The organism is Clostridium sp. CF012 (genome assembly GCF_018861755.1).
GTDB lineage: Bacteria > Bacillota > Clostridia > Clostridiales > Clostridiaceae > Clostridium_AD.
The window spans coordinates 258,264-283,845 of the sequence record NZ_JAHLEF010000001.1; the positions used below are offsets into that span (position 1 = coordinate 258,264).

30 protein-coding genes are annotated in these 25,582 nt (G+C 29.6%); 2 read left to right on the forward strand and 28 right to left on the reverse strand.

Annotation, left to right across the window (positions count from 1 at the left end; translation table 11 throughout):
• Positions 1-182 precede the first annotated feature (182 nt).
• Positions 183-1,313: a D-alanyl-D-alanine carboxypeptidase family protein gene (locus tag KPL50_RS01280; protein WP_216296614.1), complete on the reverse strand. Its 1,131-nt coding sequence runs from the start codon at positions 1,311-1,313 to the stop codon at positions 183-185.
• A gap of 120 nt (positions 1,314-1,433) precedes the next feature.
• Here KPL50_RS01280 and KPL50_RS01285 point away from each other — a divergent pair, with 120 nt between their 5' ends.
• Both KPL50_RS01285 and ytfJ read left to right on the forward strand, forming a co-directional pair.
• Positions 1,434-2,018: a DUF2953 domain-containing protein gene (locus KPL50_RS01285; protein WP_216296615.1), complete on the forward strand. Its 585-nt coding sequence runs from the start codon at positions 1,434-1,436 to the stop codon at positions 2,016-2,018.
• Positions 2,011-2,436 (forward strand): GerW family sporulation protein, encoded by a 426-nt coding sequence (gene ytfJ, locus KPL50_RS01290; protein ID WP_216296616.1) that lies wholly within the window; start codon positions 2,011-2,013, stop codon positions 2,434-2,436. Before KPL50_RS01285 ends, ytfJ begins: the two co-directional genes overlap by 8 nt.
• Before the next feature lie 101 nt (positions 2,437-2,537).
• On the opposite strand, the gene scpB is transcribed toward ytfJ, so the two are convergent.
• From scpB to efp, 27 genes are all read right to left on the reverse strand, one after another.
• Positions 2,538-3,137, reverse strand: coding sequence for an SMC-Scp complex subunit ScpB (gene scpB / locus KPL50_RS01295; protein WP_216296617.1), 600 nt, complete (start codon positions 3,135-3,137; stop codon positions 2,538-2,540).
• 1 nt (position 3,138) lies between these two features.
• Positions 3,139-3,879, reverse strand: coding sequence for a segregation/condensation protein A (locus KPL50_RS01300; RefSeq protein WP_216296618.1), 741 nt, complete (start codon positions 3,877-3,879; stop codon positions 3,139-3,141).
• 217 nt (positions 3,880-4,096) lie between these two features.
• Positions 4,097-5,278, reverse strand: coding sequence for a D-alanyl-D-alanine carboxypeptidase family protein (locus KPL50_RS01305; protein WP_216296619.1), 1,182 nt, complete (start codon positions 5,276-5,278; stop codon positions 4,097-4,099).
• 251 nt (positions 5,279-5,529) lie between these two features.
• On the reverse strand, positions 5,530-5,757 hold the full coding sequence (locus KPL50_RS01310; RefSeq protein ID WP_216296620.1) for an endonuclease III: 228 nt from the start codon (positions 5,755-5,757) through the stop codon (positions 5,530-5,532).
• Positions 5,754-6,404 carry a stage II sporulation protein M gene (spoIIM, locus tag KPL50_RS01315; RefSeq protein WP_216296621.1) on the reverse strand — a complete coding sequence of 217 codons (651 nt, stop codon included), beginning with the start codon at positions 6,402-6,404 and terminating at the stop codon, positions 5,754-5,756. The genes KPL50_RS01310 and spoIIM overlap by 4 nt, the downstream gene beginning before the upstream one ends.
• 227 nt (positions 6,405-6,631) lie before the next feature.
• Positions 6,632-7,447, reverse strand: a complete 816-nt coding sequence (gene spo0A, locus KPL50_RS01320) for a sporulation transcription factor Spo0A (RefSeq protein ID WP_216296622.1) — start codon at positions 7,445-7,447, stop codon at positions 6,632-6,634.
• A gap of 202 nt (positions 7,448-7,649) precedes the next feature.
• A complete protein-coding gene (gene spoIVB / locus KPL50_RS01325) occupies positions 7,650-8,873 on the reverse strand; it encodes a SpoIVB peptidase (RefSeq protein ID WP_216296623.1) in 1,224 nt (407 codons plus the stop codon).
• A gap of 333 nt (positions 8,874-9,206) precedes the next feature.
• The gene (gene recN / locus KPL50_RS01330) at positions 9,207-10,895 is read right to left on the reverse strand and encodes a DNA repair protein RecN (RefSeq protein WP_216296624.1); all 1,689 of its coding nucleotides are present in this window, start codon (positions 10,893-10,895) and stop codon (positions 9,207-9,209) included.
• Positions 10,896-10,906: 11 nt separating this feature from the next.
• On the reverse strand, positions 10,907-11,359 hold the full coding sequence (locus KPL50_RS01335) for an arginine repressor (RefSeq protein WP_216296625.1): 453 nt from the start codon (positions 11,357-11,359) through the stop codon (positions 10,907-10,909).
• Complete coding sequence (locus KPL50_RS01340) at positions 11,328-12,209, reverse strand: NAD(+)/NADH kinase (RefSeq protein WP_216296626.1); 882 nt, start codon at positions 12,207-12,209, stop codon at positions 11,328-11,330. Before KPL50_RS01340 ends, KPL50_RS01335 begins: the two co-directional genes overlap by 32 nt.
• Positions 12,210-12,269: 60 nt before the next feature.
• Entirely contained in the window at positions 12,270-13,082 is an 813-nt protein-coding gene (locus KPL50_RS01345) for a TlyA family RNA methyltransferase (protein WP_216296627.1), read from the reverse strand.
• 35 nt (positions 13,083-13,117) lie between these two features.
• On the reverse strand, positions 13,118-14,980 hold the full coding sequence (gene dxs / locus KPL50_RS01350) for a 1-deoxy-D-xylulose-5-phosphate synthase (RefSeq protein ID WP_216296628.1): 1,863 nt from the start codon (positions 14,978-14,980) through the stop codon (positions 13,118-13,120).
• Positions 14,981-15,235: 255 nt separating this feature from the next.
• Complete coding sequence (locus KPL50_RS01355; RefSeq protein ID WP_216296629.1) at positions 15,236-16,105, reverse strand: polyprenyl synthetase family protein; 870 nt, start codon at positions 16,103-16,105, stop codon at positions 15,236-15,238.
• A 17-nt stretch (positions 16,106-16,122) separates the two neighbouring features.
• Entirely contained in the window at positions 16,123-16,356 is a 234-nt protein-coding gene (locus KPL50_RS01360; protein WP_216296630.1) for an exodeoxyribonuclease VII small subunit, read from the reverse strand.
• Positions 16,356-17,561: an exodeoxyribonuclease VII large subunit gene (xseA, locus tag KPL50_RS01365; RefSeq protein ID WP_216296631.1), complete on the reverse strand. Its 1,206-nt coding sequence runs from the start codon at positions 17,559-17,561 to the stop codon at positions 16,356-16,358. The genes KPL50_RS01360 and xseA overlap by 1 nt, the downstream gene beginning before the upstream one ends.
• On the reverse strand, positions 17,551-18,399 hold the full coding sequence (locus tag KPL50_RS01370) for a bifunctional 5,10-methylenetetrahydrofolate dehydrogenase/5,10-methenyltetrahydrofolate cyclohydrolase (protein ID WP_216296632.1): 849 nt from the start codon (positions 18,397-18,399) through the stop codon (positions 17,551-17,553). Before KPL50_RS01370 ends, xseA begins: the two co-directional genes overlap by 11 nt.
• A gap of 156 nt (positions 18,400-18,555) precedes the next feature.
• Positions 18,556-18,951 (reverse strand): transcription antitermination factor NusB, encoded by a 396-nt coding sequence (nusB, locus tag KPL50_RS01375; RefSeq protein WP_216296633.1) that lies wholly within the window; start codon positions 18,949-18,951, stop codon positions 18,556-18,558.
• Between the two features lie 157 nt (positions 18,952-19,108).
• On the reverse strand, positions 19,109-19,498 hold the full coding sequence (locus KPL50_RS01380) for an Asp23/Gls24 family envelope stress response protein (protein WP_216296634.1): 390 nt from the start codon (positions 19,496-19,498) through the stop codon (positions 19,109-19,111).
• An 81-nt stretch (positions 19,499-19,579) separates the two neighbouring features.
• Positions 19,580-20,080, reverse strand: coding sequence for a SpoIIIAH-like family protein (locus tag KPL50_RS01385; protein ID WP_216296635.1), 501 nt, complete (start codon positions 20,078-20,080; stop codon positions 19,580-19,582).
• Positions 20,081-20,118: 38 nt separating this feature from the next.
• Positions 20,119-20,784, reverse strand: a complete 666-nt coding sequence (gene spoIIIAG / locus KPL50_RS01390) for a stage III sporulation protein AG (protein WP_253200399.1) — start codon at positions 20,782-20,784, stop codon at positions 20,119-20,121.
• A 120-nt stretch (positions 20,785-20,904) separates the two neighbouring features.
• Positions 20,905-21,498 (reverse strand): stage III sporulation protein AF, encoded by a 594-nt coding sequence (spoIIIAF, locus tag KPL50_RS01395; protein WP_216296636.1) that lies wholly within the window; start codon positions 21,496-21,498, stop codon positions 20,905-20,907.
• Between the two features lie 57 nt (positions 21,499-21,555).
• A complete protein-coding gene (spoIIIAE, locus tag KPL50_RS01400) occupies positions 21,556-22,704 on the reverse strand; it encodes a stage III sporulation protein AE (protein ID WP_216296637.1) in 1,149 nt (382 codons plus the stop codon).
• Positions 22,705-22,713: 9 nt separating this feature from the next.
• On the reverse strand, positions 22,714-23,097 hold the full coding sequence (gene spoIIIAD, locus KPL50_RS01405; protein ID WP_216296638.1) for a stage III sporulation protein AD: 384 nt from the start codon (positions 23,095-23,097) through the stop codon (positions 22,714-22,716).
• A 15-nt stretch (positions 23,098-23,112) separates the two neighbouring features.
• Complete coding sequence (gene spoIIIAC / locus KPL50_RS01410) at positions 23,113-23,310, reverse strand: stage III sporulation protein AC (protein WP_216296639.1); 198 nt, start codon at positions 23,308-23,310, stop codon at positions 23,113-23,115.
• Between the two features lie 16 nt (positions 23,311-23,326).
• Positions 23,327-23,845, reverse strand: coding sequence for a stage III sporulation protein SpoIIIAB (spoIIIAB, locus tag KPL50_RS01415; RefSeq protein ID WP_216296640.1), 519 nt, complete (start codon positions 23,843-23,845; stop codon positions 23,327-23,329).
• Positions 23,838-24,773: a stage III sporulation protein AA gene (gene spoIIIAA / locus KPL50_RS01420; RefSeq protein WP_216296892.1), complete on the reverse strand. Its 936-nt coding sequence runs from the start codon at positions 24,771-24,773 to the stop codon at positions 23,838-23,840. The genes spoIIIAB and spoIIIAA overlap by 8 nt, the downstream gene beginning before the upstream one ends.
• Before the next feature lie 175 nt (positions 24,774-24,948).
• On the reverse strand, positions 24,949-25,506 hold the full coding sequence (efp, locus tag KPL50_RS01425; RefSeq protein ID WP_216296641.1) for an elongation factor P: 558 nt from the start codon (positions 25,504-25,506) through the stop codon (positions 24,949-24,951).
• Positions 25,507-25,582: the final 76 nt, after the last annotated feature.

Sequence of the window (25,582 nt, forward strand, 5' to 3'; positions counted from 1 at the left end):
GGGTTCATAACTCATAAATATAACCTCCTAAGCACTATACTATTAAAATATTTATAACTCTAAAAATTGTTACAAGTAAATAATAATAGTTAACGATATTAGAAGAGTATCTAGTCACTTTCTAAATAATTACTTTTAAATTTCTTAATAATTAAATAAATAAAAGAGTCTTTTGGGCTCTTTTATTTATTAGGGATAATAAAATTCACAATTTTATCAAATTTTTGTCTAAAGATATTTTTCTTTGCCACAGAGTTTTTAGTTATTAGAGCTTCTGTAAATAGGAGTTTACTATTTGAATATACATCTACCCTACCAATTTTTTCGCCCAACTTTACTGGAGCCATTATCTCATATAGGGGCTTTTTAATTTTAATCTCAATTTTTCCATCCTTCTTTACTGGAATTATAATATCTCTTTTACTTACTAATTGGATCTTAGATGCTCCATTCTTTATATTAATAGAATCCAAAATATCATCTTTACTAATTAGTTTCTTATATTCATAATTTTTTTCTACATATTTACTTATTCTTTCAGTTTCTTTCCATCTAGGGGTACAATTTAAAGTAATTATAATAACTTCTCTATTTTGAATTTTAACAGAAGTAACTAAACATTTACCTGCCTTTCCAGTAAAACCTGTTTTTACTCCTGTAGCATTTGGTAAAAGATATAGAATTTTATTTATATTATGGTAACTTCTATTAAACCCATATTCTTTAGCATCAATATCTTTCGAACTTACTATATCATTAAATAGTTTTATTTCTTTAGCCTTTGCAGTAATTAGAGCTAAATCATAGGCCGTAGAGTAATGATTAGTACTATCTAATCCATGAGGAGATTCAAAATTGCTATTTAATAATCCAATTTCTAATGCGTACTCATTCATAAGCTTTAAAAACTCATCAACGCTCCCACTTATTCCCTCTGCGATGGTGATTGCTGCATCATTTCCTGACCTTAACATAAGTCCATATAATAATTCTTTTAATGTTACTTCTTCTCCACTTTTTAACCCTATTTCTGAACCACGTATAGATGCTGCCTTTTCTGAGACAATCATCTTTTTCTCTAAATTCCCACATTTAATTGCAACAAGCGCAGTTATTATCTTTGTAGTGCTTGCAATTTCAATGGGAGTGTATGCATTTTTTTCATATAAAACAATTTTTGTATCAGCGTCTATCGCTATAGCACTTATAGCGTTAACATATATATCCTCACCATACACATTTTGAATTAATGATGTGAATATAAGAACTAAACATAAAGTAAATGATAAAAATATTTTAAATTTCTTCTTCATAATTTCACCTCTTTCTATATTAGTAGATAATTTTCAGCACCTATAAATAATAATGAATAACTGATTTTTTTATAGATTTCTGGGCATAATACCAATTAATAGGCATACTGGGAGGTTAACATGTTTAAATGTATAATATTGTTTCTTTTAACCTTAACAATTATATTATTTCCAATCCCTTTGAAAATAACTCTTAAATATAGGAACAAAGTTTTGGAAATTTATATATATAATAAAAAAATAAAGGCGAAAAGCCCTTCGAAAGATAAAGTAAATTCTAAAATAAAAACTATCGAAAAAGGAATCGCAAAGATCGATTTTTTTAAATCATTAACTTATAACGATATAAAATTAATTATTTACAAAATTGTGAATTTAAAATTCAAGCCAACAATGATTTTAAATACTCATTTAGAATATGGATCTGATGATGCCGCATTTGTAGCTATTTTATACGGCCTAATTCATACTTCCTATAGTTTTATGTATTTGCTATTGCAAAATTTTGTTAAAGTAAAAAAAATAGATCTTAAAGCTACCCCTCATTTCGAAGAAAGTGATTTTAATTTAGAAATTTCGAGTATAATTTATACCAATTTAGGAAAAATTATTTATATGTCATTTATAATGATAAGTTGCCTTATAAATATTAAGCATAAAAAAGCAAATTTGATAAAATATAAAGGAGGGAATGTACATGGATAATCATCCAATTGAAAATTTAATGAGAACCACTATGGAAAGTATAAAAGATATGATAGATGTGAACACCATTGTAGGAGATCCTGTAGAATCTATAGATGGTACTACAATTATCCCTATTTCAAGAGTATGTGTTGGTTTTGCATCTGGAGGTAGTGAATTTAACAATAATATTAAACCTAGTGTTTCAAGCGATAAATACCCTTTCGGCGGTGGTTCTGGGGCCGGAGTTACAGTTAGGCCTGTTGCCTTTTTAGTTGTTAAAAACGATTCAGTAAGACTGCTATCTGTAGATCAACAAAATACATATGATAGAATCGTTGATACTGTACCACAAGTTATTGATATTATTAAAAGTATGTTTAAAGATAAAGTTGATAAGCATGCAGAAAATGAAGACAGTGAAAAGTGCGATGAATAACTTACTATAAAAATCTCTAAAACCCCACCATAATAAGGTTTATATTAAATGCTTTATTATGGTGGGGTTTAATTTTACATTTGTATACCTTTTAAAAATAGTTATTCTGCTTCATTACTTTCATTATTTGTTTGTAAATTCTCACTGCTAAAATCCTCTAAAGATGGCATTTCAGACAGACTATAAAAACTAAAATGTTTAAGAAACTCATCTGTAGTTACATAAATAATTGGCCTTCCAGGAACATTTTTTCTTCCACTTTCTTCAATTAGCTTTTTTTCAGATAAGGTATAGATCGCTCTATCACTCTTAACACCCCTTATATCCTCGATTTCCACTCTGGTTATAGGTTGTTTATATGCAATTATTGCTAGAGTTTCAAGTGAAGCCTGAGATAATGATTGTCTAATATTCGTCTTTAATAGTTTTTGAACGTATGCACTATTACAAGGTTTTGTAACAAATTGATATTGATCATTAGTTATTATAATTTTAATTCCTCTGTCCTCTTCTTCATATTTTACTATCAATTCATTTATTAGTTCTCTTGTAAAATCATTGCTGCATTCTAATATATTTGCTATTTCCGTTAGTTTCAATGAATCTCCAGCAACAAACAACAAGGATTCGATAATAGAAAAATATATTTTTTTAGTAGAAACCTCTTCAATGTCTAATTGTTTAATATTAAATTCCTTCATGTTAATTTATCCTTTCTAAATATATATCTTTAAATGTACTTTCTTGAATTACTCTAACGCTTCTAATTTTTATTAGTTCAAGCAATGCTAAAAATGTAACAATAACTTCTATTTTTGATGAATATCCAATTATTAGCTTTGAAAAGTAGACTTTTCCAAATAAATCAAGTGCTTCTTTCAATTCTTCCATTTTATCTTCTATTTTGTATTCATCCACTAATATTTTTTTATTTATAATATTATCAACGTTCATTTTATTTATATATTGTTGCATTAAATTGTTGTACAAATTATATAAATCAAGCATTGTAACATTTTTCAGAAAATCTATTTCTTTAATATTTTTATTATCTTCTTCGATTATTTCAGGTTTCTTACTAAACATTATACCTGCTCCCTGCTCTAGTCTCTTTAGATTTTCAGCTATCCCTTTGTATTTCCTATATTCTATTAGCTTACTTAGCAATTCCGCTTCTACATCAATTTCTTCTTCTTTACTATTTTCCTCTTTATTTTTCGGTAGCAATCGTTTGGATTTAATTTGGATTAAAGTTGCAGCTATAACAACGAACTCTGAAGTTACCTCTAAATCCATTTCACTCATAGTTTTAAGATATTCCAGATACTGATTTGTGATTTCATAAATATTAATATCATATATATTCATCTCATTTTTCTTAATAAGATGCAATAGCAAGTCAAAAGGACCCTCAAAATTAGTTACTTTTATACTTAATGGCATGTACACTCGCTCCTAAATAAAATTTAATTATAAAGAAATATGGCCTTTTTAAAATTTCTTTATATCAAGTTATTTTAAGTATAGTGCATCTTTTAAAAAATAACTAGTAAGTATAAAATTTATTAGCGAAAATCTTTTGTTTTATAAAAAAATAGCTTTTATGCAAAGAAATTTTTGCATAGAAGCTATAGTTTTATATATTACTAAATGTACTAACTTAAATTGCTCTATCGAAAAGGTCAGTAAAATTGTTTTTAATATTATTCCATACTCTAGATTTTTTAATATCTCTATCACTATAGATAACAATCTTACCGCATAATTCTTTATCAACATATATTTCACAAAATCCAATTGCTACATCTTTTTTATACTCTTTTAGACCTTCCTCTATAACAATTTTTTTGGTGATTTCATTTTTCTTACCTCTCTCAAGAGTTATAAGAAAATTTTCTTGTGCTTTAGCTATTAGAAACTTATCACCTTTTTTATTTAGTGGTATTTTTTCTAACTCTTCATCTTTTGATATCACTTTTTTAGTTTCAAATTTAGAGAATCCATAGTTCATTAACATGCTGGCATCACTATTTCTTATTTTATAAGTTGGAGCTCCCATTATTATTGCTAGCATTCTTACATTGTTTCTTACTGCGGTGGCAGATATACAGTATTTTGCCTCGCTTGTGAACCCGGTTTTAAGTCCATCGCAGCCATCAAAAAATCTAACAAGCTTATTGTGATTAACAAGACCTATGGGAGACTTTCTACCCTCAGTAATAGTTTCCATATAAGTTCCTGAATATTTCAATATTTTAGGATGTTTTAATAGTTCTCTAGACATAATTGAAATATCATAGGCAGAGGTAAAATGTCCATCTGCACTGAGTCCTGTACAGTTTTTAAAAGCCGTATCTTTCATATTAAGACTTTTCGCTTTTTCATTCATCATAGTTACAAATGCACCTTCACTGCCCCCTAAATACTCAGCCATTGCCACTGCTGCATCATTTCCAGACGCAATAGCAATCCCTTTTAATATTTCTTCCACAGTTCTAATTTCACCAGTATCAAGTATCATACTACTTCCACCCATTTTTTTTGAATTTTCACTTATCGTTATTTTATCTTGTAATTTAATCTTACCTGCCTCTATAGCCTCCATAGCGAGTAACATTGTCATTATTTTTGTTACCGAGGCCGGAGCAAATTTTTCATGAGAATTTTTTTCATATATTATCTTTCCACTAGACGGCTCCATTAGTAGTGCTGACTTTGCTTCTACTAGAATTCCACTTTCAATCTTTTTATCTCCTTCTGCTTTTGCTGATATTGTAAAAACCTGTGATGTGAAAATTAAGGATAACATTAAACATAATAAATTTTTAATACTTCTTTTCATATGGATCCTCCTTATGTTTCTTTACGCTAGACAACAATTAGTACGTGCTGTCTACCTTGCTTAAAATTTATATCATTATTTTTACCAAGTTACCACAATATTATCACTATTTATTTAAATAAATTTTAAAAAATTATTATACTCATAAAACAAAAAAAACCTTCCTTCATATTTGAAAGTAGGTTTTTATTTTACTAATTTCTATTTGTTTTATTTCCATTATAATCTAGGTTGAGTCAATGAATCACATTTTATCCTTTAAAAAACAGATAAAATGTAAGAATATAGTTATAAACTAATTTATAATTTTTATCAACTAATTTGTAAACAAATATAGAATTTTTGTAAATTTTTGTATTGTTAATTAAACATTGAAGTAAGTAATCAACAGCTTTTGGCAAGAAAATCCCAATTACCATTAAAACAACAAAACATTTTATTGTTAGCATTACAAAACGCAATAACTCCTTATCCTTCATTTACTCACGCTTCCCAAATTATTAATAAGATTCTTTATAAAATATGGTGCAATATACGATTCTATAATTATCCCTATAAACAAGAACATTATTATTATAATAAATATTACGCTGTAATATATTATTCTGCTAGATATACTACTTGTCCATTGTTTATTAAACTTATCTTTAAGTAACATTATAGAAAATTCCATCGATACTACAGATGCAAAAATAATGCATGGAATATATATTAAATTTTGAGGCAGAACCCCTAGTACTGCAATTCCAATTCCGTTTTTCCCAAGTCCACTAATCATAAAACTAAATGTAAATCCAACTGTAAATCCTTTTAATAAATCAATTATTATAATTATTGGTATTCCCACAATGGTTAAACCTAAAAACCAAAGAAAAATAATCACAGGAAGATTATTTTTAAGTGATTGGAAAAATATTAATTTATAACTAATCCCATTTGTACTCGAAGGATCAATAAAATTCATCAAGTAATTTACTAAATCATTCTGTTCAATTTCCCCCATGTATTTCACGCTATAGATTCCTAAAATTATACCTGTAAATACACAAAGAATACTTATAATATATAACCAAAAATTTTCTTGTATATGTTTATTTATGTTACTTATTAATGTATTAGATGACATAAATTTCTCCCCCTTTGTTAATCATTTTTCATATTTAATGTGCTCATAATATATTGTAAAATTTGATGTAAATAACTATAAAATGAATATTATAACTTATTTCATATTTATGATTACAAAGAGGATTATATGCATATTTAGTTTAATTTTTTAAGTATGAGATTGCTGCTGAAATATTTCTAAAAAAATACAACCTATATGTATAGTTCACATAGGTTGTATTTTTATTAACTTACTCTATTTTGTAATCTTAATTTATCGGCTACCATAGCTATAAACTCACTATTTGTTGGTTTACCTTTAGCATTGTGTATAGTGTATCCAAATATCTTATTTATAGTTTCAACTTGACCACGACCCCATGCTACTTCTATAGCATGTCTTATTGCTCTCTCTACTCTACTAGCAGTTGTATTGAATTTTTTAGCAATAGATGGATATAACTCTTTTGTTACCGCAGATAAGAGTTCAATGTCATTCACTACCATAGTGATCGCTTCTCTTAGATACATATATCCTTTAATATGAGCTGGAACACCAATTTCATGAATTATACCCGTGATTTCAGCTTCTAAGTCCATTGGCTCATTACGATTAGTTTTTCGAGGTTCAGTTGTGTCAATGAAAGAAATTGATTTCTTACTATTATCACTAGAAATTGTATTATTAAACATTTGTCTTATTCTCTTTGTAAAAACGTCCATGTCGAAAGGTTTCACTACATAGTAATCTGCTCCCAAAGTAATTGCTCTTTGTGTTATTTTATCTTGACCTACCGCTGATAAAACTATTATTTTAGGTATTGGATCAAGATCCATGCTGCCTAGTCTCTCTAATACACCTAGACCATCTAAATGAGGCATTATTATGTCTAGTACTACTAAATCAGGTTTTCTCTCTTTTATTAACTTAAGAGCCTCTATCCCATCTTTTGCTATGCCCGTAACCACAATATCCCTTTGGCTTAACAAATAATCATTTAATATATTACAGAATTCTTTATTATCATCTGCAATAAGCACACTAATTCTAGTTTCTTCCATATTATAACTCCCCCTTACAAATAAATTCCTATTTCCATAACTTAACAAATTATAAATTCGACAAAAGAATTTTAATTCCTTCTAATATTGAAAAAAATTACAAATAAATAAATATTTATTATTATTTATAAAATAAAAGATAGCTTCTGCTATCCTTTACCTGTTAATTTCTATTTTACCTCTTTTTTTTTAAAATTACTAGCTATTTTGATAATATGCCCGCATCTTTAAGCATCCACTCTATATATATCCCATATCCCATATCAGGTTTATTAATTAAAACATGAGTAACTGCTCCAATAATTTTATTGTTCTGGATTATTGGACTACCACTCATACCTTGAACTATACCCCCAGTTTTTTCCAGAAGCTTAGGATCTGTTATTTTAATAATCATACTTTTAGATCCAGATGTATTTTGAGGTAATAGTTTCTGAATTTCTATTTGGAACAATTCAGGTTCACTACCGTTTATTGTAGTTAGAATTTCGGCTTTGCCCTCTTTAATTTCATCTCTTAGACCAATTTTCATAGGCTTATTAAACTTACTATTTATAAGGCTTTGAGTTCCATTTCCAAATATTCCACATTCTGTATTTTTTATTATTTGCCCTTTTATTTTATTTTCATCTATAAAAAGCCCCCTTAGTTCTCCTGGATTTCCTCTTGTTCCCTTTTTTATAGATACAATATTAGATGATACTATTATACCATTACTAACACTTAATATTGTTCCAGTATCCGCATCCGTGATAGGGTGACCCAGCGCAGCAAATTTTTTAGTTTTATCATCATACAAAGTTAATGTTCCTACGCCAGCTGTTGAATCTCTTACCCATAATCCGATTTTCCGTTTTCCATCTTTAGAATCCACTACGGGTTTAACCTTTATATCAAAGGTATCTAAATTATTTTTTCTTTGTATTTTAAGAGTAATATCAGAATTATTTTCTCTGTTAACAAATCTCGCTACATCCTCCGCTTGACTTATTTCAACATCATTTATTTTTAATATACTATCTCCAATCTGCACTCCTGAAGTTGCCGCCGGACTTGCTATTTTCCCTTGAGTGCTATCAATATCAGATAAAGCTACTACTAACACACCTTTAATATTCAATTTGACACCAATCGGTTGCCCTCCTGGGTAAACCATGATCTCTGTATTGCCTCTTGCAAAAGAGGATTTTACTTCTATACTCTCTGCGGGATTTACAGATATAATTTTATTTATTTGGGTTACATTTGAACTAGTAATGATTTCTTCTTTACTTTGATTTGCTTTTGAAGTTTGGCTATAAAATAAGCCTTCCGTTAGGCCATCAAATATAGCAACAGCGTTATTTTGAGTTTTAATGTATACACTTAAAGCAATAATTACTAGAGGTGTCATAATCCAAAATACTAAATTTAATCTTTTCTTCATGTGCTTTACCTCCTTTTCTGATATACTTATAACTTTAAGTTACCCTCGAATTCTTTACATTATGCTATGACATTAATTCAATAATAGTCAAAGACATAGATTGAAAACTAATTTATCATAAATTAAAAAAATTATTCTTCACTTGAATTATTTTCTCATTTTATTATAAATTTCATAGTTGCAATTTTTTTATTATCTATACCAACAAGATCTCTATACTAACTATATTTATATATATTGTTTTTGAACTAATAAAAAAAAATAAAGCCTTTAATGACTTTATTTTTTCCTATAAAACATATTTTTATTACTATATTCTTTTAAAAATAAAAACTAAATGGGTTTTTTATTTCTGGCCATATTTATCATTTCTTTAGAATTTTCTAAAGTTAATTTTGTAACCTCAGTTCCACCAATCATTCTGGCTATTTCCTGTTGTTTTTCATCATCGTTCATTTTTATAATACTTGTGTAAGTTTTATCATTTATAACATTTTTAGATATTAAATAATTTGTATCCGCCATACTAGCTATTTGTGGCAAATGAGTCACACAAAATATTTGATGATTTTTAGATATTAAATACATTTTTTCTGCAACACATTGTGCAATTCTTCCACTAATACCTGTATCTATTTCATCAAATATAACCGTAGGTATTTCATCCTTATCAACGAATACAGTTTTCAGTGCAAGCATTATACGTGATAATTCTCCTCCAGACACAATATCTTCTAGTGGGCTCAGTGGCTCTCCAGGGTTTGTAGATATACAAAATTGAACCTTATCACAGCCATTTTCAAAAAAATCATTTTCTAATTTTACTTCTATGTAGAATTTACTTTTTTCAAGTCCAATATAATTTAATTCATCTTTTATTTTAGCTTGGAGATCTTTTGAAATATCACATCTAATTTCATGTATTTCTTCCCCTATAATTCTCATTTCACGTTCTAAAACTATTTTTTCACTTTTAAGGCTGGCAATTATTTCACTACTATTAGTTAATTCTTCATACTCAGTTTCAATTTTTTCTTTATATTCATAAATTTCTTCAATGGTAGATCCATATTTCCTTTTACAAATGTTAATTTGGTTTATTCTGCTATTCAAATATTCCAATTCACTTTCATCATAGTAGATTGTTTCTTTTAAGTCTCTAAGTTCCGTAATACTTTCTTCTATATTATAGTAGCTTTCTTCTATAGAGTCGGTAATTGTTTTTATTTTTTCCATGTGTTTTTCTATGGTTCGGAGTTCCTTAATAGCAATAGCTAAATTATAGAAAACAGAAGTATTCTCCTCATCGCTGATATATAACAATCCATAACCTTTTGCTAGGTGTTTCTCCAATTTTTCTGCATTACTGATAATTGCATACTTTTCTAAAAGTTCTTCATCTTCACCCGTTTTGATATTAACATTTTTTATTTCTTCTATCTGGTAGTTTAAAAAATCAATTCGCTTCGCGCGTTCTCCTTCATTTCCTTCAAGTTTGTGAATCTTATTTTTAATCTCAGTAAGTCTTGCATATTTCTCATTATACCCAGCAAGAACCACATTAATTTTATTAAGGCCAAAGGAATCGACATAAAATATATGATTACCACTATCTAATAAATTATGATTATCATGTTGACCGTGAATATCTAGTAAGGTCTTACTAATATATTTAATCTTTGAAAGCAGCAATGATTTACCATTAACTTTAGCAATACTTTTTCCAGATTGAAAAGTTTCGCGACTTATAATTACCATATCTTCATAATCAATATCCATGTCATCTAATGCATTTTTGCTATTTTTATTATCGATGGTAAATATGGCTTCAACATAAGTTTTGTCTTCCCCTGTCCTTATCGTGTTTTTATTGAATTTCCCACCTAACACATAATTTATAGCATCAATCAAAATTGATTTTCCTGCTCCTGTTTCACCTGAGAACACGTTAAATCCTCCATCAAAATTAATACTTAAATTTTCAATTAAAGCAAAGTTTATTATATTCAATTGTAGGAGCATACTGATTCCTCCTATCCATTAATCATTTTTTTAATTTTTTGAACTATTTCTTTTGTATCTTCTTCTTGTCTTGCTAAAATAAAAACAGTATTATCCCCAGCTATAGTTCCTACAATACCATTGAATTTCAAGGAATCTAAAGCCTCAGCAGCAGCAGGTGCAGCTCCTGCGATAGTTTTCAACACTATAAATTTATCTACATGGTCAACATATAGCACGGTTTGACAAAAAATATTAACCAATTTATTTGATAAGAAAGTATCCTCTGGAGATATAGTAGCATATTTGTGAGTCCCATGTGAATTCATAACCTTAATTAATTTTAATTCTTTTATGTCTCTAGATACGGTTGCTTGAGTAATATCAAAACCTTTACTTTTCAATTCTGTTGCTAACTGCTCTTGAGTTTCAACTTCTTTAGATTGAATGATTTCAATTATTTTCGCATGACGTGCAATCTTCATTTTTTTCTCCTTCGCAATCTGTGGTTCTTGATATTATTTTTTTCCTTAAGATCTCAAAATAATTATAGTCATTAAATTTAACCAATCTACATTTTTTCTCTGAAACACTTACTAATATTTTTTCATAGTTATTTAGTTTTATTGCCCGTTGTCCATCCAGCGTCAAAAATATGCTTTCATGTTCACTTTTTATGCTTATAGATATTTCACTTTTACCATCCAGCACTATAGTTCTCATAGATAATGATAATGGGCAAATAGGCGTTACAGCTATAACATCTAGATTAGGATAAATTATAGGACCACCTGCAGATAGTGAATATGCTGTAGATCCTGTTGGGGTAGCTATTATAAGTCCATCCCCCGTAAAATCGATATAGAACTTATTATCTATGTGAAGTTCATATTTAACAACTCTCGCTAGAGTTCCCTTGGATACAACTATATCGTTTAGGGCAGTATAGTCTTCAGAATCAGTTCTATGTGGTAATGTACACTTAAGAATCATTCTATCTTCTACATAATAATCATCTTCAATAAATCTTTTCATAGCATTTTCAAATCCTCTTAGCTCCACACTAGAAAGAAAACCTAAATTACCAATATTCACTCCGAGTATTGGGATACTCGCGTTATATAGATTTCGTGACGTTAATAAAATAGTTCCATCTCCACCTAATGCAATTATAATATCTAAATCCTTATATTTTATATCTTCAAGACCAATTGAATCTTTAAACATAAATATATTAGTATCATCAATATATTTGCTAATAATATTTTTTACATATTTAATTATCTTGCCATCTTTGTCCTTTGTGGTATTTATATTAATGCCGATGCTTTTCATAGTTCCTCCTTGCCCTTCTCTATAGCAAATATCAACTATTAATTTTTGTCCTTCTTTGCCCTAACCTAAATTTTCATGGGCCTGACTAACTAATAGCTCTATATTTTCCACCTTATAATTTACAAAGTTATCTTTAGATTTTGTAAAATAAATTAGATATTCAATATTACCATTGGGTCCTTTTATTGATGAGTAGTCAATATTGATAACATTTACATTGAGACATTCCAAAAGTTTTAAAACTCTAATTATTACCTCTATATGACGGCTTTCTTTTTTAACCACGCCTTTTTTATTAACGACACCTACGCCTACTTCAAATTGTGGCTTTAATAATGCTACAATACTAGCATTATCTTTTAATAGTTTCAGTAAATTTGGGATAACTTTTTCCAGTGAAATAAAGGACACATCAATACTTGCAAAGTCTGCAAGTTCACCTATCCTATCTAAGGTTAGATATCTAATGTTTGTATTTTCTAATGAAACAACTCTCACATCGTCTCTCAGACTACTATCTAACTGATTTGTTCCAACATCTATAGAATATACTCTGCATGCTCCGTGCTGAAGCATGCAATCTGTAAAACCACCTGTAGATGCTCCTATGTCCAAGCATACTTTTTCTTTAAGTTCGATACCAAAACGATTTATAGCCTTTTGGAGCTTTAATCCACCGCGGCTTACATAAGGAATATCTTCTCCAATAAATTCAATATTTGATGATATATCTATTTTTTTTCCATATTTGCAAGTCATAACGCCATCCACAAATATATTACCAGCAATAATATTTTCCTTTGCTCTTTCTCTAGAAAATAGAATTCCCCTTTGGACTACAAGAACATCTAATCTTTCTTTATTTTCTACCATGAAAAACTCCTTATAAGTCCACTAAGCTGGGATATTTAGACTAATTTTATAATGCTTTGAAAAATTCCATCTACATCTAACTTATATAATTTATATAATATATCAGCTGTTCCATGAGGAATAAATTCATCTTTAAATCCTAAATTAATGACCTTTGTTTTCTCCGCACATGTGTTTACATATTCTAGTACTGAGGAACCTAATCCTCCATGTATAAGATTATCTTCAATAGTTACTATTGAATATTTTTTATGGACTAGCTCTGAAATTAGTGCTTCATCAATGGGCTTAATAAAGCAAGCACTAATTACTGTAGCTTCTACTCCCATGTCTTTCAATTTTTCTCTAACTAAAACAGCATTTTGAACCATTTTACCTGTAGCTATTAATGCTATTTTACCACCTTGAAAAAGAATCTCCCATTTCCCCCTCTTAAAATCTTGAATAGCAGACATGCTGATATTGGGATTATCTCCGCCTCTAGGATATCTTATCGCAATTGGGTAATTTTGTTTAACCGCAAAAGTTAACATAGCTTTCAATTCACTTATACATTTAGGAGCCATAATTGTCATGTTAGGAATATGAGATAAGTAGGATAAATCAAATATGCCTTGGTGTGTTTCTCCATCTTGACCAACTATTCCAGCTCTATCAATGGCAAAAATAACAGGTAGTTTCTGAATACATACATCATGTACAATTTGGTCATAAGCCCTCTGAAGAAACGTAGAGTAAACTGCAAAAATAGGTTTCAACCCTTGTGATGCCATGCCTGCCGCCATAGTAACTGCATGTTGCTCTGCAATTCCCACATCAAAAAATCTACTAGGAAACTCTTTTAAGAACACTTCTAGCCCAGTACCCTCAGGCATGGCTGCTGTTATTGCTACTATATTTTTGTTCTCCTTTGCAAGGCTCACAATCTGCTCCCCGAATGCATCAGAATAGCTCTCCTTAGAACTACCACATGAATCTCCAGTTAAGGGGTTAAATGTACCTACTGAATGGTATTTACGGGGCTGATTTTCAGCAAATTTATAGCCCTTTCCCTTTTTAGTTATAACATGAATAATTACTGGCCCATCAATATTTTTAGCAAGCTTTAGAACCTTACTTACTGCTTTAATATCATGTCCATCTATAGGTCCTAAATATTTTATACCCATATGTTCAAATAACATTCCTGGGACTATAACCTGCTTAATTCCAGCCTTAATTTTATGAATCGAATTAACCATACCATTGCCTACACTAGGAATTTTTCTGAGGGTAGAATTTATTTCTTTTTTTATTCTATTATAAGTTGGATCAATTCTAAACTCGCTTAGGTACTTTGACATTCCTCCAACATTTTTAGAAATAGACATTTGATTATCATTGAGCACAATAATCATTTTTGTTTTCCTGAATCCTATATCATTTAAAGCTTCAAAAGCCATTCCGCCCGTAAGTGCACCATCACCTATTACTGAAATAATATCATAATCTCCGCCTTGTAAATCTCTAGCTCTTGCCATTCCTATCCCAGCGGAAATAGAAGTACTGCTGTGTCCTGATTCAAAGCTATCATATTTACTCTCTTCTCTTTTAGGAAACCCACTGAGTCCTCCAAAATTTCTAAGCGTATCAAATTTATCTTTTCTTCCTGTAAGAATTTTATGCACGTAGGATTGATGGCCTACATCCCATATTATTTTATCACTATCTAAATCAAAGACATTGAATAAACTTAGGGTTAATTCTACTATACCTAGGTTAGAAGCTAAATGCCCTCCAGTTTTAGAAACTTTTTCAACGAGAAAATTTCTAATTTCCACCGCAAAAATATTCAATTCTTCTATAGACATTTTTTTCACTGCATTTATATCATTAAAATCATTTAAAATTCTGCTCATATTTCTCTACCTTCTTTATTAATTATAATATTTTAATATCCCCAAAAATAATATCACACAATCTTTTTATAAAAAACTTATAAAAATCTATTAACAGCAATATATCAAAACTACTAAGGCATTAATTTTATTTCGCCCACATTTATGGGGACATTATATCATATAATAAAATTTAATTCAAAATCTATTTCCACTTAAATCAACATTAGTGTGGTTTTAGACTGTTATAATTAATTGAAATATATTAGTGTATTTTTAAAATTCTCTTTTCAATAAAAATTCTGTTATTTCTTCTAAATATTTTGTATTTACCTGGAGCTTTTTTAATATTTGAAAACATTCCAAGGTTAAATCATTACACTTTGACCTGCATTTTTCTAAGCCATACATGGTTATAAAAGTTGTTTTATTATTATATTCATCACTCTTTACATTTTTACCTAGAATATCAACATCACCAGTTACATCTAATATATCATCTTTTATTTGAAAGGCGAGGCCTAATTTTTCACCATACTCACTTAAATCCTCTAAATCTTTGGCTTTGGCATTTGCAAGGATTGCGCCACTCACTATTGCCACTTTAATTAATTGCCCTGTCTTATTTCTATGCATATAAAGAAGTTCTTCCTCAGATATGGTTTTACCTTCACTTAAAATATCACAAATTTGACCAGCTATCATTCCTTGAGAACCAGAAGCACTTGCAATGGCACTACTTGCTTTAATCTTGTCTAAATTTCCATCTAAACATTGATTTAGCATTATTATCATGGCCTCATTTAATAATCCATCTCCTGCAAGGATAGCTATTGCTTCACCATAAATCTTATGGTTTGTAGGTTTTCCTCTACGCAAATCGTCATTGTCCATACTTGGCAGATCATCATGGATAAGGGAATATGTATGAATCATCTCAAGAGCCGCTGCAAAAGGCATTATATCTCTATACTCACTCTTATACATAGCATATGTAAGGAGCATCAAAATTGGTCTGACTCTTTTCCCCCCAACTTTTATACTATAAATCATTGCTTCGAAATTCCTATTATCAATTTCAGGCTTATCATCAAAATAATCACTTATCCATTGTTCTAATGCATCTTTCATAGGTTTTATATTCATTTTATCCCTTCTTTTCTTTATGAATTCTTAACTTCAGGTATTGCCACAAAATCTTTTTCACCTTCAGCCGTTAGTATTTTTATTTTACCTTCTGTATCATTTAAAATTTTATATAAACTGTTGCAGATTTTTATACCCTCTTCATAAATAGTCATGGTTTGTTCTAGTGTAACTTCATTTCCATCCATGACATCTACAATTTCTTCAAGTCTTCCCATCATGTTTTCATAAGACTCTTTTTTCTTTGCCATTAAAATTCCTCCAAATTGCTTATTTTAAATTCAGCACTACCATCTTTTAATGTAATTTTCACCTGTTTTATATTTTTCATCTTGCTAATTTCACTAATAACGACCTTTTCATTATCTTGCAATAATGCATATCCCTTATTTAATACGTTCAAAGGGTTATGTGCCTGCAAAAGAGCATTGAACTTGGAAAGTTTCTGCTTTTCTAATGTAAGTACAAAATTAACTTTATTGCTTAGACTTTCTTTTAAATTATCTATATGAATATATTGATTAACTATATAATTTAGTGGATTATTTATTTTTAGAGATTTATTTAGTAAATTAACCTTATTATATTCCTTTGTTACCTTAAATTCCACAGATCTTAGTAGTAGTTCTCTAAGTGATTTAATTTCATTGTTTAGCTCTTTTAAATTTTTCACAGCGATTTCCGCTGCAGCTGAGGGAGTTGGGGCTCTATAATCACTTGCGAAATCTGCTATAGTGAAGTCTGTTTCATGACCTATTCCAGTAATTATAGGTATTTTTGAATTGTATATTTCAATAGCTAAATTCTCTTCATTGAATGCCCATAATTCTTCTATAGAACCTCCGCCTCTTGCAATAATAATTAAATCAACATCTTTTGTACTATTAAAATATTTTATACCGCGGGAAATTTCTGCGCTTGCATTTACCCCTTGAACTAGAGCTGGGTATATTAACATGTTAATTTTTGCGTTGCGCCTTGTGGCCACATTAATAATATCCTTAATTGCAGCTCCTGTTTCCGAAGTAATCACCCCAATTTTAGAAGGAAATGAGGGTATATTTTTCTTGTGCGCGCTATCAAATAATCCTTGTTTTTCTAATTTTTCTTTAAGATTTTGGAAAGCTAAATATAGCTGACCTTCTCCATCTGATTCTATAGAGTCACAATAAATCTGATATGCTCCATCCCGCTCATAAACAGAAACCTTGCCACGAACAATAACATTCATGCCATCTCGAGGAGTAATTTTTAGTTTATGAGTTTGGGACTTAAACATTACACAATTTATCTTACCATATGCGTCTTTTAATGAAAAATATATGTGCCCACTAGAATGTATTTTTACATTAGATAGTTCACCTTTAACACTCGCATTGTTTAATATAAAGTCACTATCTACTATTTTTTTAATATATCCATTAAGGGCAGTTACTGTTATTACTTTAATAAACATTATTCCTCCATGCTTCGCAAGCATTTTTAATAAGCATTGTTGTAGTCATTAGTCCCGTTCCACCTGGTACAGGTGTAACATAGCTTGCATGATCAATAACATCGTAAAAATTTACATCCCCAGTAATTTTATTATCTACCATAGTAGTCCCAACATCTATAACAACTGCTCCTTCTTTAATAAACTCACCTGTAACAAACCCAGGCTTACCTATTGCCGCAACTATTATATCCGCTGTTTTACAAATCTCTTTCAAATTTAGTGTTTTAGAGTGACATATAGTTACTGTTGCATCTTCATTAAGAAGTAATTGAGCTGCTGGCTTTCCTACAATATTGCTTCTGCCTATAACAACAGCATGTTTACCTTTAATAACACATCCAGTATTTTTAATCATCTCAACGACCCCTAAAGCGGTACAAGGCATAAAACACTTCTCTCCCTTATAAAATCTGCCCATATTCTTATCTGTTAATCCATCAATATCCTTTTTATATGATATTTTAGAAGTAATTTCTTTCTCATTAAATTTTTTAGGTAACGGCAACTGAAGGATTATACCATCTACACTATTATCTTCATTGAATTTTTCTATAAGATCAGTAATATCCTCTTCATCAACGTCTTTATCTAAATGAATACAACTATATGAAACTCCTAATTTATCACAGAGATTATTCTGACTTTTTACATATGACAGTGAACCTCCATCCTCACCTACTAAAATAGTTTTAATTGAAGGCACCCTGAGGCCCCTCGTAACTCCTTCGTTTATAACTGCCTTAATTTCATTTCTGTAGTTTTCAACTATTATTTTGCCATTAACCTTAATCCCCATATTATCCTCTCCCTTTTTTTAAAATATTAATTATATATTAGAATTCAAACATAATCCTAAAATTCCTCTTTTATAGTAATAAAATAGACTAGCATATTTACTAGTCTATTTTAAATATGCCTTCAATATATATATATATTGAAAGGCTCTAACATTTTAGATCATTTTTGCTAAGATACCATTTATAAAAGCTGGTGAATTATCTTCACCATATTTTTTAGCAAGTTCAATTCCCTCGTTTACAGAAACTACCCCCGGTATATCTTCCTCAAATAGTATTTCATATGTACAAATTCTTAAAATAGCTAAATTCATTTTTGATAGTCTATCCAATTTCCACTTAATTAGATACTTTTCAATGTTTTTATCAATTCCAACCCCATTTTCAAGAATTCCCGCCAGGACCTTTGTAATATATGCCATATCAATATCATTTAAATCAACATCTGTATACTCTTTGAAGTTTTCAATTATATCCTCATAGCTCTCTTTATTTATTGACATTTCAAAAAGTAATTTCATTGCTACTTCTCTTGACTTTCTTCTGTTCATTAGTAATCCTCCTAGTTTTTCTATCTTATATCATAATAACCACCATAAAAATATAGAATTTAGTTTAATTAAATTATTATGGAGTTAATTTTAATTATGTCCAAATCCACATATTTTTAACGTGGAAACACCCTCTGATTAGAGAGGGTGTTTATTACTATGATTCTATTTCCTCTAGCTTTTCTGTTTTAGGTAGTACAACATTTTGTACATACACATTTACTGCTGATACTGCAAGTCCAGTCATGAGCTCTACAGATCTTTTTACATTTATTTGTGCTTTCTCAGTTACTTCTGGAATTTTAACTCCATATTCAACTACAACGTGTAAATCAATTACTGCACTATTTTCTCCTACATTGACTTTAACGCCTTTAGATAAATTTTTCTTACCACTTAATATTTGAGTTATTCCACCAACGAGACTAGCACTCATTCCAACAATTCCCTGTATTTCAGCAACAGCGAGTCCCGCTATAACACTAACTACATCCTCAGATATTTTAACAATGCCCATTTCCGTTTCATTTAAAATTTTATCTTCCATATTAGTACCCCCTTGTTTAGCTTAGGTAAAACATGATAATGCTACATTTATTATAGCAGATAAATATTTGATTTACAATTATTATTCTTTGATCTTAACATCGATATTTTCTAATTTTGTTTTACTCATAACAACATCTTGAATACCGCGAAGTTCTTCCTTTGAAAGTTCTTTCTTTACGCTTTTAATAAATATTTCCACTTTGTCATCCACTATACTACAAAGTGCTTCCTCAAAGCCTTTAGCTTTTAGTGCAAGTTCCACGTCTGATTCATACTTAGTAGCCATTGATACAGCTAAGTATTCTTCAGCAGCAGTTTGCTTTTGCTCTTTTGGAGTATTAGCGTCATCCATTAACGTTTTAATGTTTTGAAGAGTTTTTGCACTTTCTTGATCTCTTGATAATTTTGCTTCTACAAAGAAGGTTGAAGAACTTTTGTTTTCTTTTAAAGATATTGCGGTCTTCTCGCCAAAATCAGCATCATTTACATATAATGGACCATTCACCCTTGTTGCAAGATACCCTGCAAAAACTATAAGTACTACCAAAGTCACAATTATACCTGATTGTTTTTTATTCATAATATTTCCCCCCATCTACCTTTCTAAGAAATTATATGCTAATTATTCATAGGATATACATTAACTTTATTTTCAGGTAAATTAAATAAATTAATTACTGCCTGTCTAATCCTAAGTTCAGTGATTTTTTCATTTGAACCTTCCGCCACTACGCAAACTCCAGTAATAATAGGCTTGTATTTTTTTACAATTAGCGGTTCATTTGTATTCCCATTATTAGACATAACAACAGTTCTTCCGTCATTTTTTTGAGTGATGTTTCTTTTTCCTCCTCCAGTATCATTTTCTACTGTAAGACTTTCAGAATCATTTATATTTACTGCAGGAACGCTCTCTTCCCCACTCTCAAAATATATCATCAGCTGTACCTTTCCAACACCGTTAATTTGTTCAAGTGTTGATTTAAGTTTGTTTTCTAATTGTGACTCATAATCTGTTAATCCTGAAATGTTTGTTTCTGCTACAACTTTATCCTTTTCAGTTTCTGCTAAGGCAGCTGAAGTTGAATTGCTATTTTTAAAAAAACTACTGCCGAGTACTATTACAACTGCTACCAAGACCATTAATACCAAGTTTCCTAATAGCTTGTCAGATTTTTTACCATTACCAACTTTCTTTTTGTCATCACCACCATTTAATTTTGTTTTAATATACTCAGTAAATTTACTAAGTATATCATCATTCTTCATAGACCCATTGTTCATAAAAATCCCCCTCTTTTCTTATTTTTAATCTTATGCACATTTAAATAAATAAATAAATAATCAGTACACTATTCTAAATTAATAAACCATATGGAATATACTAATTATTAATCCTATGTTTTATGAATTTAACTTATAAACAGTAATAATTTTGCCAGATATTTTAAATTTACTGCTTAAGAGTCTCTTTATTTTATCTCCTTGTTCACCCTTCAAAATATCTCCATTAGATGCATTCACACTTTTAGTATTAATTTCTATTTTCTTAATACTTTTAACCCCTTTGTCTACAATTCCAATTTCAATTCTATTAATATTGAATATTGCTTTCTTATCGTCATAAGTAATATCTATATCAGCATTATACTGATTTTCTGGATAAGCCTCTTCTAGATTTGTAATACATTGTTTTTCTAAATTCACTTTAAAGTTTTCAGTTGTATTTAGTATGTTAATATCTTTATACTTTTTCATATCTGTGACTACAGTACTTGACTCCATATAACTTGTTGCTTTATTTGAATAAGAATAAAAATCAAATTCCTTATTAAAAATCTTTATTATAGGGCTTATAACTACTACAATTAATATCAGCCCTAATACAAACTTTGCATATTTTTTCATATTATTATCTGGTAAAATCATCTCCACTGCAGTAATAAAAAATATAGCAATAGTGATGTTGATTACCCAGACTTTTAATCCCTCAATCAAATTTGCACCACCCCCTTTATAATAGTTTTACAATGGGCAATCAAGCTTTAGTTTACTTTAACCCATTATTATTCCTTTCCCAGTAGCAGCTACTATTGCCACCATTATAAAAAACATTACGCTTACAGATATTACACAGGACACTAAAAGAATAATAGAATCCCCTACTGAACTTATAACATCTACTGTTCGACTATCACTTATTGGTTCAATTAGTGCAGCGGTGGCTTTATATAAAAAAGCCATAATTAACAGTTTTATAATTGGCAATAAAACAATTATTAAAATAATAATTAGTCCTAACCCACTTATAGCATTTTTTAGAAGAAGTGAGTATCCGGCTACTGTAGAAATTGCATCAGATAAACATTTCCCAACTACAGGTATGAAATTATCTACTGCAAATTTTGCTGTTTTTATAGTAACTTGATCTATAGTTTTTGCTGCTATACTTCTTAACGTAATTACCCCAATAAAGACAGTCATTACTATTCCCTGTACCCAAATAGCAACTTGTTTTAAAAGCTTTGTTAAATTATTTATCTTAAAATCACTAGATATATTGTTAACAAATTGTAGTACGAAGCTCATGAAAATTATAGGGATGAGAACATCTACATAAACTCTAGAACTCACCGTAGCAAAACCCATTATTACAGGGTCGAGTAGTGTGGCTTCCGTAAATCCTCCTACACTGGCCAGCAGCATCATTAATACTGGCATAAGTGCTGCCATAAAATCTGTCATATTAAGAATAGTATTTTTAGCAAGCTCTACTGATATATAAAAACTTTTAGTTATTAGAATGATCATTACACCATAACAGGCAAAATAAGCAATATTGGATAAACTTTCACTATTAAAAGCACTTTGGAGATTATTAAGCAGTGCGCAAATAATAGCAATAATCAAAAGACTCCCAATTAACGCCATAGATGCATAAATTTCTTTAAATGTGTATTTAATAAGGTAATTAGATACTTTTTTAAAACTAAACCCATTTTCACCAGTTTTCAAAAATTGCTCTACAAAAGCTTTTGGCTCCATGTCGTTAAATATCTCATACTTTGTCTTTATGTCAGTAATATAATCATATAAATTGCTTATTTCCGCTTGCTGTTTTTCTCCGATTTTACCTATTTCGGTAGCATGTACACTAATTGGTAAACATATTAAAAGCAATAAAATCATTATTATTTTTTTCATATTATACCTCTACATTATTTTTAGAATAGATTGCATTACTGCCATTAAGATAGGTATCGCCAAAACTAATATTAATATTTTACCAGCAAATTCAACTTTGCCTGCAATGCTACTCTCACCAGCATCCCTACAAATTTCGCTGCAAAAGGATGCTAAATATGCAATGCCCAGTATCTTAAAAACTGTGTTTAAGTATACAACATCAATGTTGGCCTTGTTTGCTAGGGTTTGCAAAAAACTCATTATTATTGTAAGTTTGTTTATCATAAATAAAAAAATCAATATTCCTGCTGCAATACTAACTTGAATAGCTAAATCATCCCTTCTGTCTTTAAATATAAGCACTATAAATAGAGCCATGAAAGCAAATGCAACAACTTTAATTATTTCCATAATGCCCCTCCTGTGCTAAAACTGAAACAAAGTTTTTACTGAAGTAAATAGTTTGCTTACTAGATTTATCACCATCATAAGAATTAATATTACTCCGGCTAAATTTGCAACTACTGCAATATCTTCCTTTCCCCCGCTTTTCAAAACCTTGTCAATTATAATTATAAGAATACCCGTTGCCCCTATTTTGAACAGCAAACTAACATCTAACACTAAAAAAACCTCCTCCCTATATTAATGCTATTACAATCATTGCACCAAAAGAAAAACCTAAATATCTGTACATTCTTATATTTTTATTCATATAATCTTCTGATATTTTAATTTGTTTTTTTAAATTTGTAAGGGTTAGTGAAAATATATTGACTTGCCCTTCAATATCAGACTCTCCTAAGGTTTTAGATAAATCCAAAATAACATTTATATCATCAGCGTTTAGATATATTCTGTTTTTTATTAAATTCATGGCACTATTCATTGCCTCATAGACATTTTCATAGCTATTGCCTGATAGTAATTCACTAGTTCTATTAAAAAGCTCCCGTATAGGCTCTTCGCTCTTTTGAGCTACGCTTTTAAAAGCATCCGGAAGTAGAGCATGTACATAAGTTATTTCATTCTGCAGTTGATATATTGCTCTTTGAACTTCATTTAGCTGAAAAACTCTATACTTTAACCGTTCACTATATATAAAACCAGCTAGAGTTGACGCACCTAAAATCACAGCACATGCAATTATTTTAATCATTTAATGACCTCCATATATCTGCACCTTTAGTAAAATCATAAATAGATTCTATTGTTCCAATGCCCCTTTTGTTAGAAAGCACTATGCCTCTTGAAAATACGTAATTTTCCATAATATCTTTAAAAACTAATCTTTTATACAGATCTTCAATTCCAAAGCCATGAATAGTTGTAATTAAACTAATACCAGAATTTAATGCCATTAAAATACTTTCCATATCATTCTGGGTGCCGATTTCATCACATACAATGACGTCAGGTGACATGCTTCTAATAGCCATCATAATCCCTTGGCTCTTGGGGCAATTATCTAGTACATCTGTTCGAATGCCTACCTCCATTTGTGGTATGCCTTTAAACGAACCTGCTATTTCGGACCTTTCATCAATTATAGAAACATTTTTACCATTAAAATTTTTATTTTTATCCCCCTGGGATATAATTCGCGAAATATCTCTTAGTAGAGTTGTTTTTCCACATTTAGGAGGAGATATAATAATTGTATTATGGACTGAATTATTGAGAGTAATATAAGGCATTACTTTATCAGCGCAACCAATAATCTCTTTGCATGCTCGTATGTTTATAGATGATATATCTTTAATAGTTTTTATGCTATTGTTCTCAATAACACAAATCCCGCATAGTCCAACCCTATGTCCACCTTTTATAGTTATATACCCTTGTCTAATTTCGTCTTCAAAAGCATATATTGAGTAATTGCTTATTCTCTGCATTATATATTTAATATCTTCTGTCGTCGCAATATAATCCCAAATCTCTTCTTTATTACCAATGTGAATAAATATAGGCTTGTTTACTTTTATTCTAAGTTCTTCAAGTTCTTGTATTCGATTAACCTGTTCCAATTTACTTCTAATAGTCTTTGGTAATATTTCAAATAAATCATTTGTAACTAAAATTTTTATCACCCTCTCATATATAATTTCTATTATGGGTTACTGTAAAATATTCCATATAATTCTAAATATTATTAGCTTAAATGGATTCATTTTACATAATATATGTTATAACGCTCCAAAAAAGAATAAAAAAAAAGAACCAAATTGGCTCTTTTTAAATATATAATCTATAACTTATTGTTTATACTCTTAGCATGTAGTCGCCATTTCGGGTATCTATCCTTATAGTTTCGCCTTCATTAACGAACATTGGAACTTGAATTATTGCTCCTGTTTCTACAGTAGCTGGTTTTGTTACACTTGAAGACGTATTACCGCGAACACCTGGTTCAGTAGCTGTTATAACGAGTTCTACAAAATTTGGAGCTTCCACTGAAAAAGCCTCATTCTTATAAAATTTTATTACAGCAAACATATTTTCTTTTAAGTATTTTATAGCATCTTCAACTTTTTCGTAGTTAAGTGGTATTTGTTCATATGTTTCTTGATCCATGAAGTAGTATAATCCATCTGCTGCATATAAGTACTGCATTTCTTTTCTTTCTATAACTGCTTCTTGTAATTTTGTTGTTGGATTAAAGGTTTTTTCTGTAACCCCTTGGTTAATAACATTTCTTAATTTAGTTCTAACAAAAGCAGCCCCCTTACCAGGTTTTACATGTAAAAATTCTATTACTGTGTAAACTTGTCCACCTTCATCAAAAGTAGTTCCTTTTCTTATATCTCCTGCTGAAATCATTAAGTATCCCTCCAAAATTCATTGTTAATTCAATTAACCCATTATATTATAACCTTATTAGATATATTAATACCAA

Bases quoted from the DNA above. Each gene is read 5' to 3' on its own strand.
- KPL50_RS01280 (WP_216296614.1), bottom strand. From the start codon at position 1,313: ATGAAGAAGAAATTTAAAATATTTTTATCATTTACTTTATGTTTAGTT.
- KPL50_RS01285 (WP_216296615.1), top strand. From the start codon at position 1,434: ATGTTTAAATGTATAATATTGTTTCTTTTAACCTTAACAATTATATTA.
- ytfJ (WP_216296616.1), top strand. From the start codon at position 2,011: ATGGATAATCATCCAATTGAAAATTTAATGAGAACCACTATGGAAAGT.
- scpB (WP_216296617.1), bottom strand. From the start codon at position 3,137: ATGAAGGAATTTAATATTAAACAATTAGACATTGAAGAGGTTTCTACT.
- KPL50_RS01300 (WP_216296618.1), bottom strand. From the start codon at position 3,879: ATGCCATTAAGTATAAAAGTAACTAATTTTGAGGGTCCTTTTGACTTG.
- KPL50_RS01305 (WP_216296619.1), bottom strand. From the start codon at position 5,278: ATGAAAAGAAGTATTAAAAATTTATTATGTTTAATGTTATCCTTAATT.
- KPL50_RS01310 (WP_216296620.1), bottom strand. From the start codon at position 5,757: ATGAAGGATAAGGAGTTATTGCGTTTTGTAATGCTAACAATAAAATGT.
- spoIIM (WP_216296621.1), bottom strand. From the start codon at position 6,404: ATGTCATCTAATACATTAATAAGTAACATAAATAAACATATACAAGAA.
- spo0A (WP_216296622.1), bottom strand. From the start codon at position 7,447: ATGGAAGAAACTAGAATTAGTGTGCTTATTGCAGATGATAATAAAGAA.
- spoIVB (WP_216296623.1), bottom strand. From the start codon at position 8,873: ATGAAGAAAAGATTAAATTTAGTATTTTGGATTATGACACCTCTAGTA.
- recN (WP_216296624.1), bottom strand. From the start codon at position 10,895: ATGCTCCTACAATTGAATATAATAAACTTTGCTTTAATTGAAAATTTA.
- KPL50_RS01335 (WP_216296625.1), bottom strand. From the start codon at position 11,359: ATGAAGATTGCACGTCATGCGAAAATAATTGAAATCATTCAATCTAAA.
- KPL50_RS01340 (WP_216296626.1), bottom strand. From the start codon at position 12,209: ATGAAAAGCATCGGCATTAATATAAATACCACAAAGGACAAAGATGGC.
- KPL50_RS01345 (WP_216296627.1), bottom strand. From the start codon at position 13,082: ATGGTAGAAAATAAAGAAAGATTAGATGTTCTTGTAGTCCAAAGGGGA.
- dxs (WP_216296628.1), bottom strand. From the start codon at position 14,980: ATGAGCAGAATTTTAAATGATTTTAATGATATAAATGCAGTGAAAAAA.
- KPL50_RS01355 (WP_216296629.1), bottom strand. From the start codon at position 16,105: ATGAATATAAAACCTATGAAAGATGCATTAGAACAATGGATAAGTGAT.
- KPL50_RS01360 (WP_216296630.1), bottom strand. From the start codon at position 16,356: ATGGCAAAGAAAAAAGAGTCTTATGAAAACATGATGGGAAGACTTGAA.
- xseA (WP_216296631.1), bottom strand. From the start codon at position 17,561: ATGTTTATTAAAGTAATAACAGTAACTGCCCTTAATGGATATATTAAA.
- KPL50_RS01370 (WP_216296632.1), bottom strand. From the start codon at position 18,399: ATGGGGATTAAGGTTAATGGCAAAATAATAGTTGAAAACTACAGAAAT.
- nusB (WP_216296633.1), bottom strand. From the start codon at position 18,951: ATGAACAGAAGAAAGTCAAGAGAAGTAGCAATGAAATTACTTTTTGAA.
- KPL50_RS01380 (WP_216296634.1), bottom strand. From the start codon at position 19,498: ATGGAAGATAAAATTTTAAATGAAACGGAAATGGGCATTGTTAAAATA.
- KPL50_RS01385 (WP_216296635.1), bottom strand. From the start codon at position 20,080: ATGAATAAAAAACAATCAGGTATAATTGTGACTTTGGTAGTACTTATA.
- spoIIIAG (WP_253200399.1), bottom strand. From the start codon at position 20,784: ATGAACAATGGGTCTATGAAGAATGATGATATACTTAGTAAATTTACT.
- spoIIIAE (WP_216296637.1), bottom strand. From the start codon at position 22,704: ATGAAAAAAATAATAATGATTTTATTGCTTTTAATATGTTTACCAATT.
- spoIIIAD (WP_216296638.1), bottom strand. From the start codon at position 23,097: ATGGAAATAATTAAAGTTGTTGCATTTGCTTTCATGGCTCTATTTATA.
- spoIIIAB (WP_216296640.1), bottom strand. From the start codon at position 23,845: ATGATTAAAATAATTGCATGTGCTGTGATTTTAGGTGCGTCAACTCTA.
- efp (WP_216296641.1), bottom strand. From the start codon at position 25,506: ATGATTTCAGCAGGAGATATAAGAAAAGGAACTACTTTTGATGAAGGT.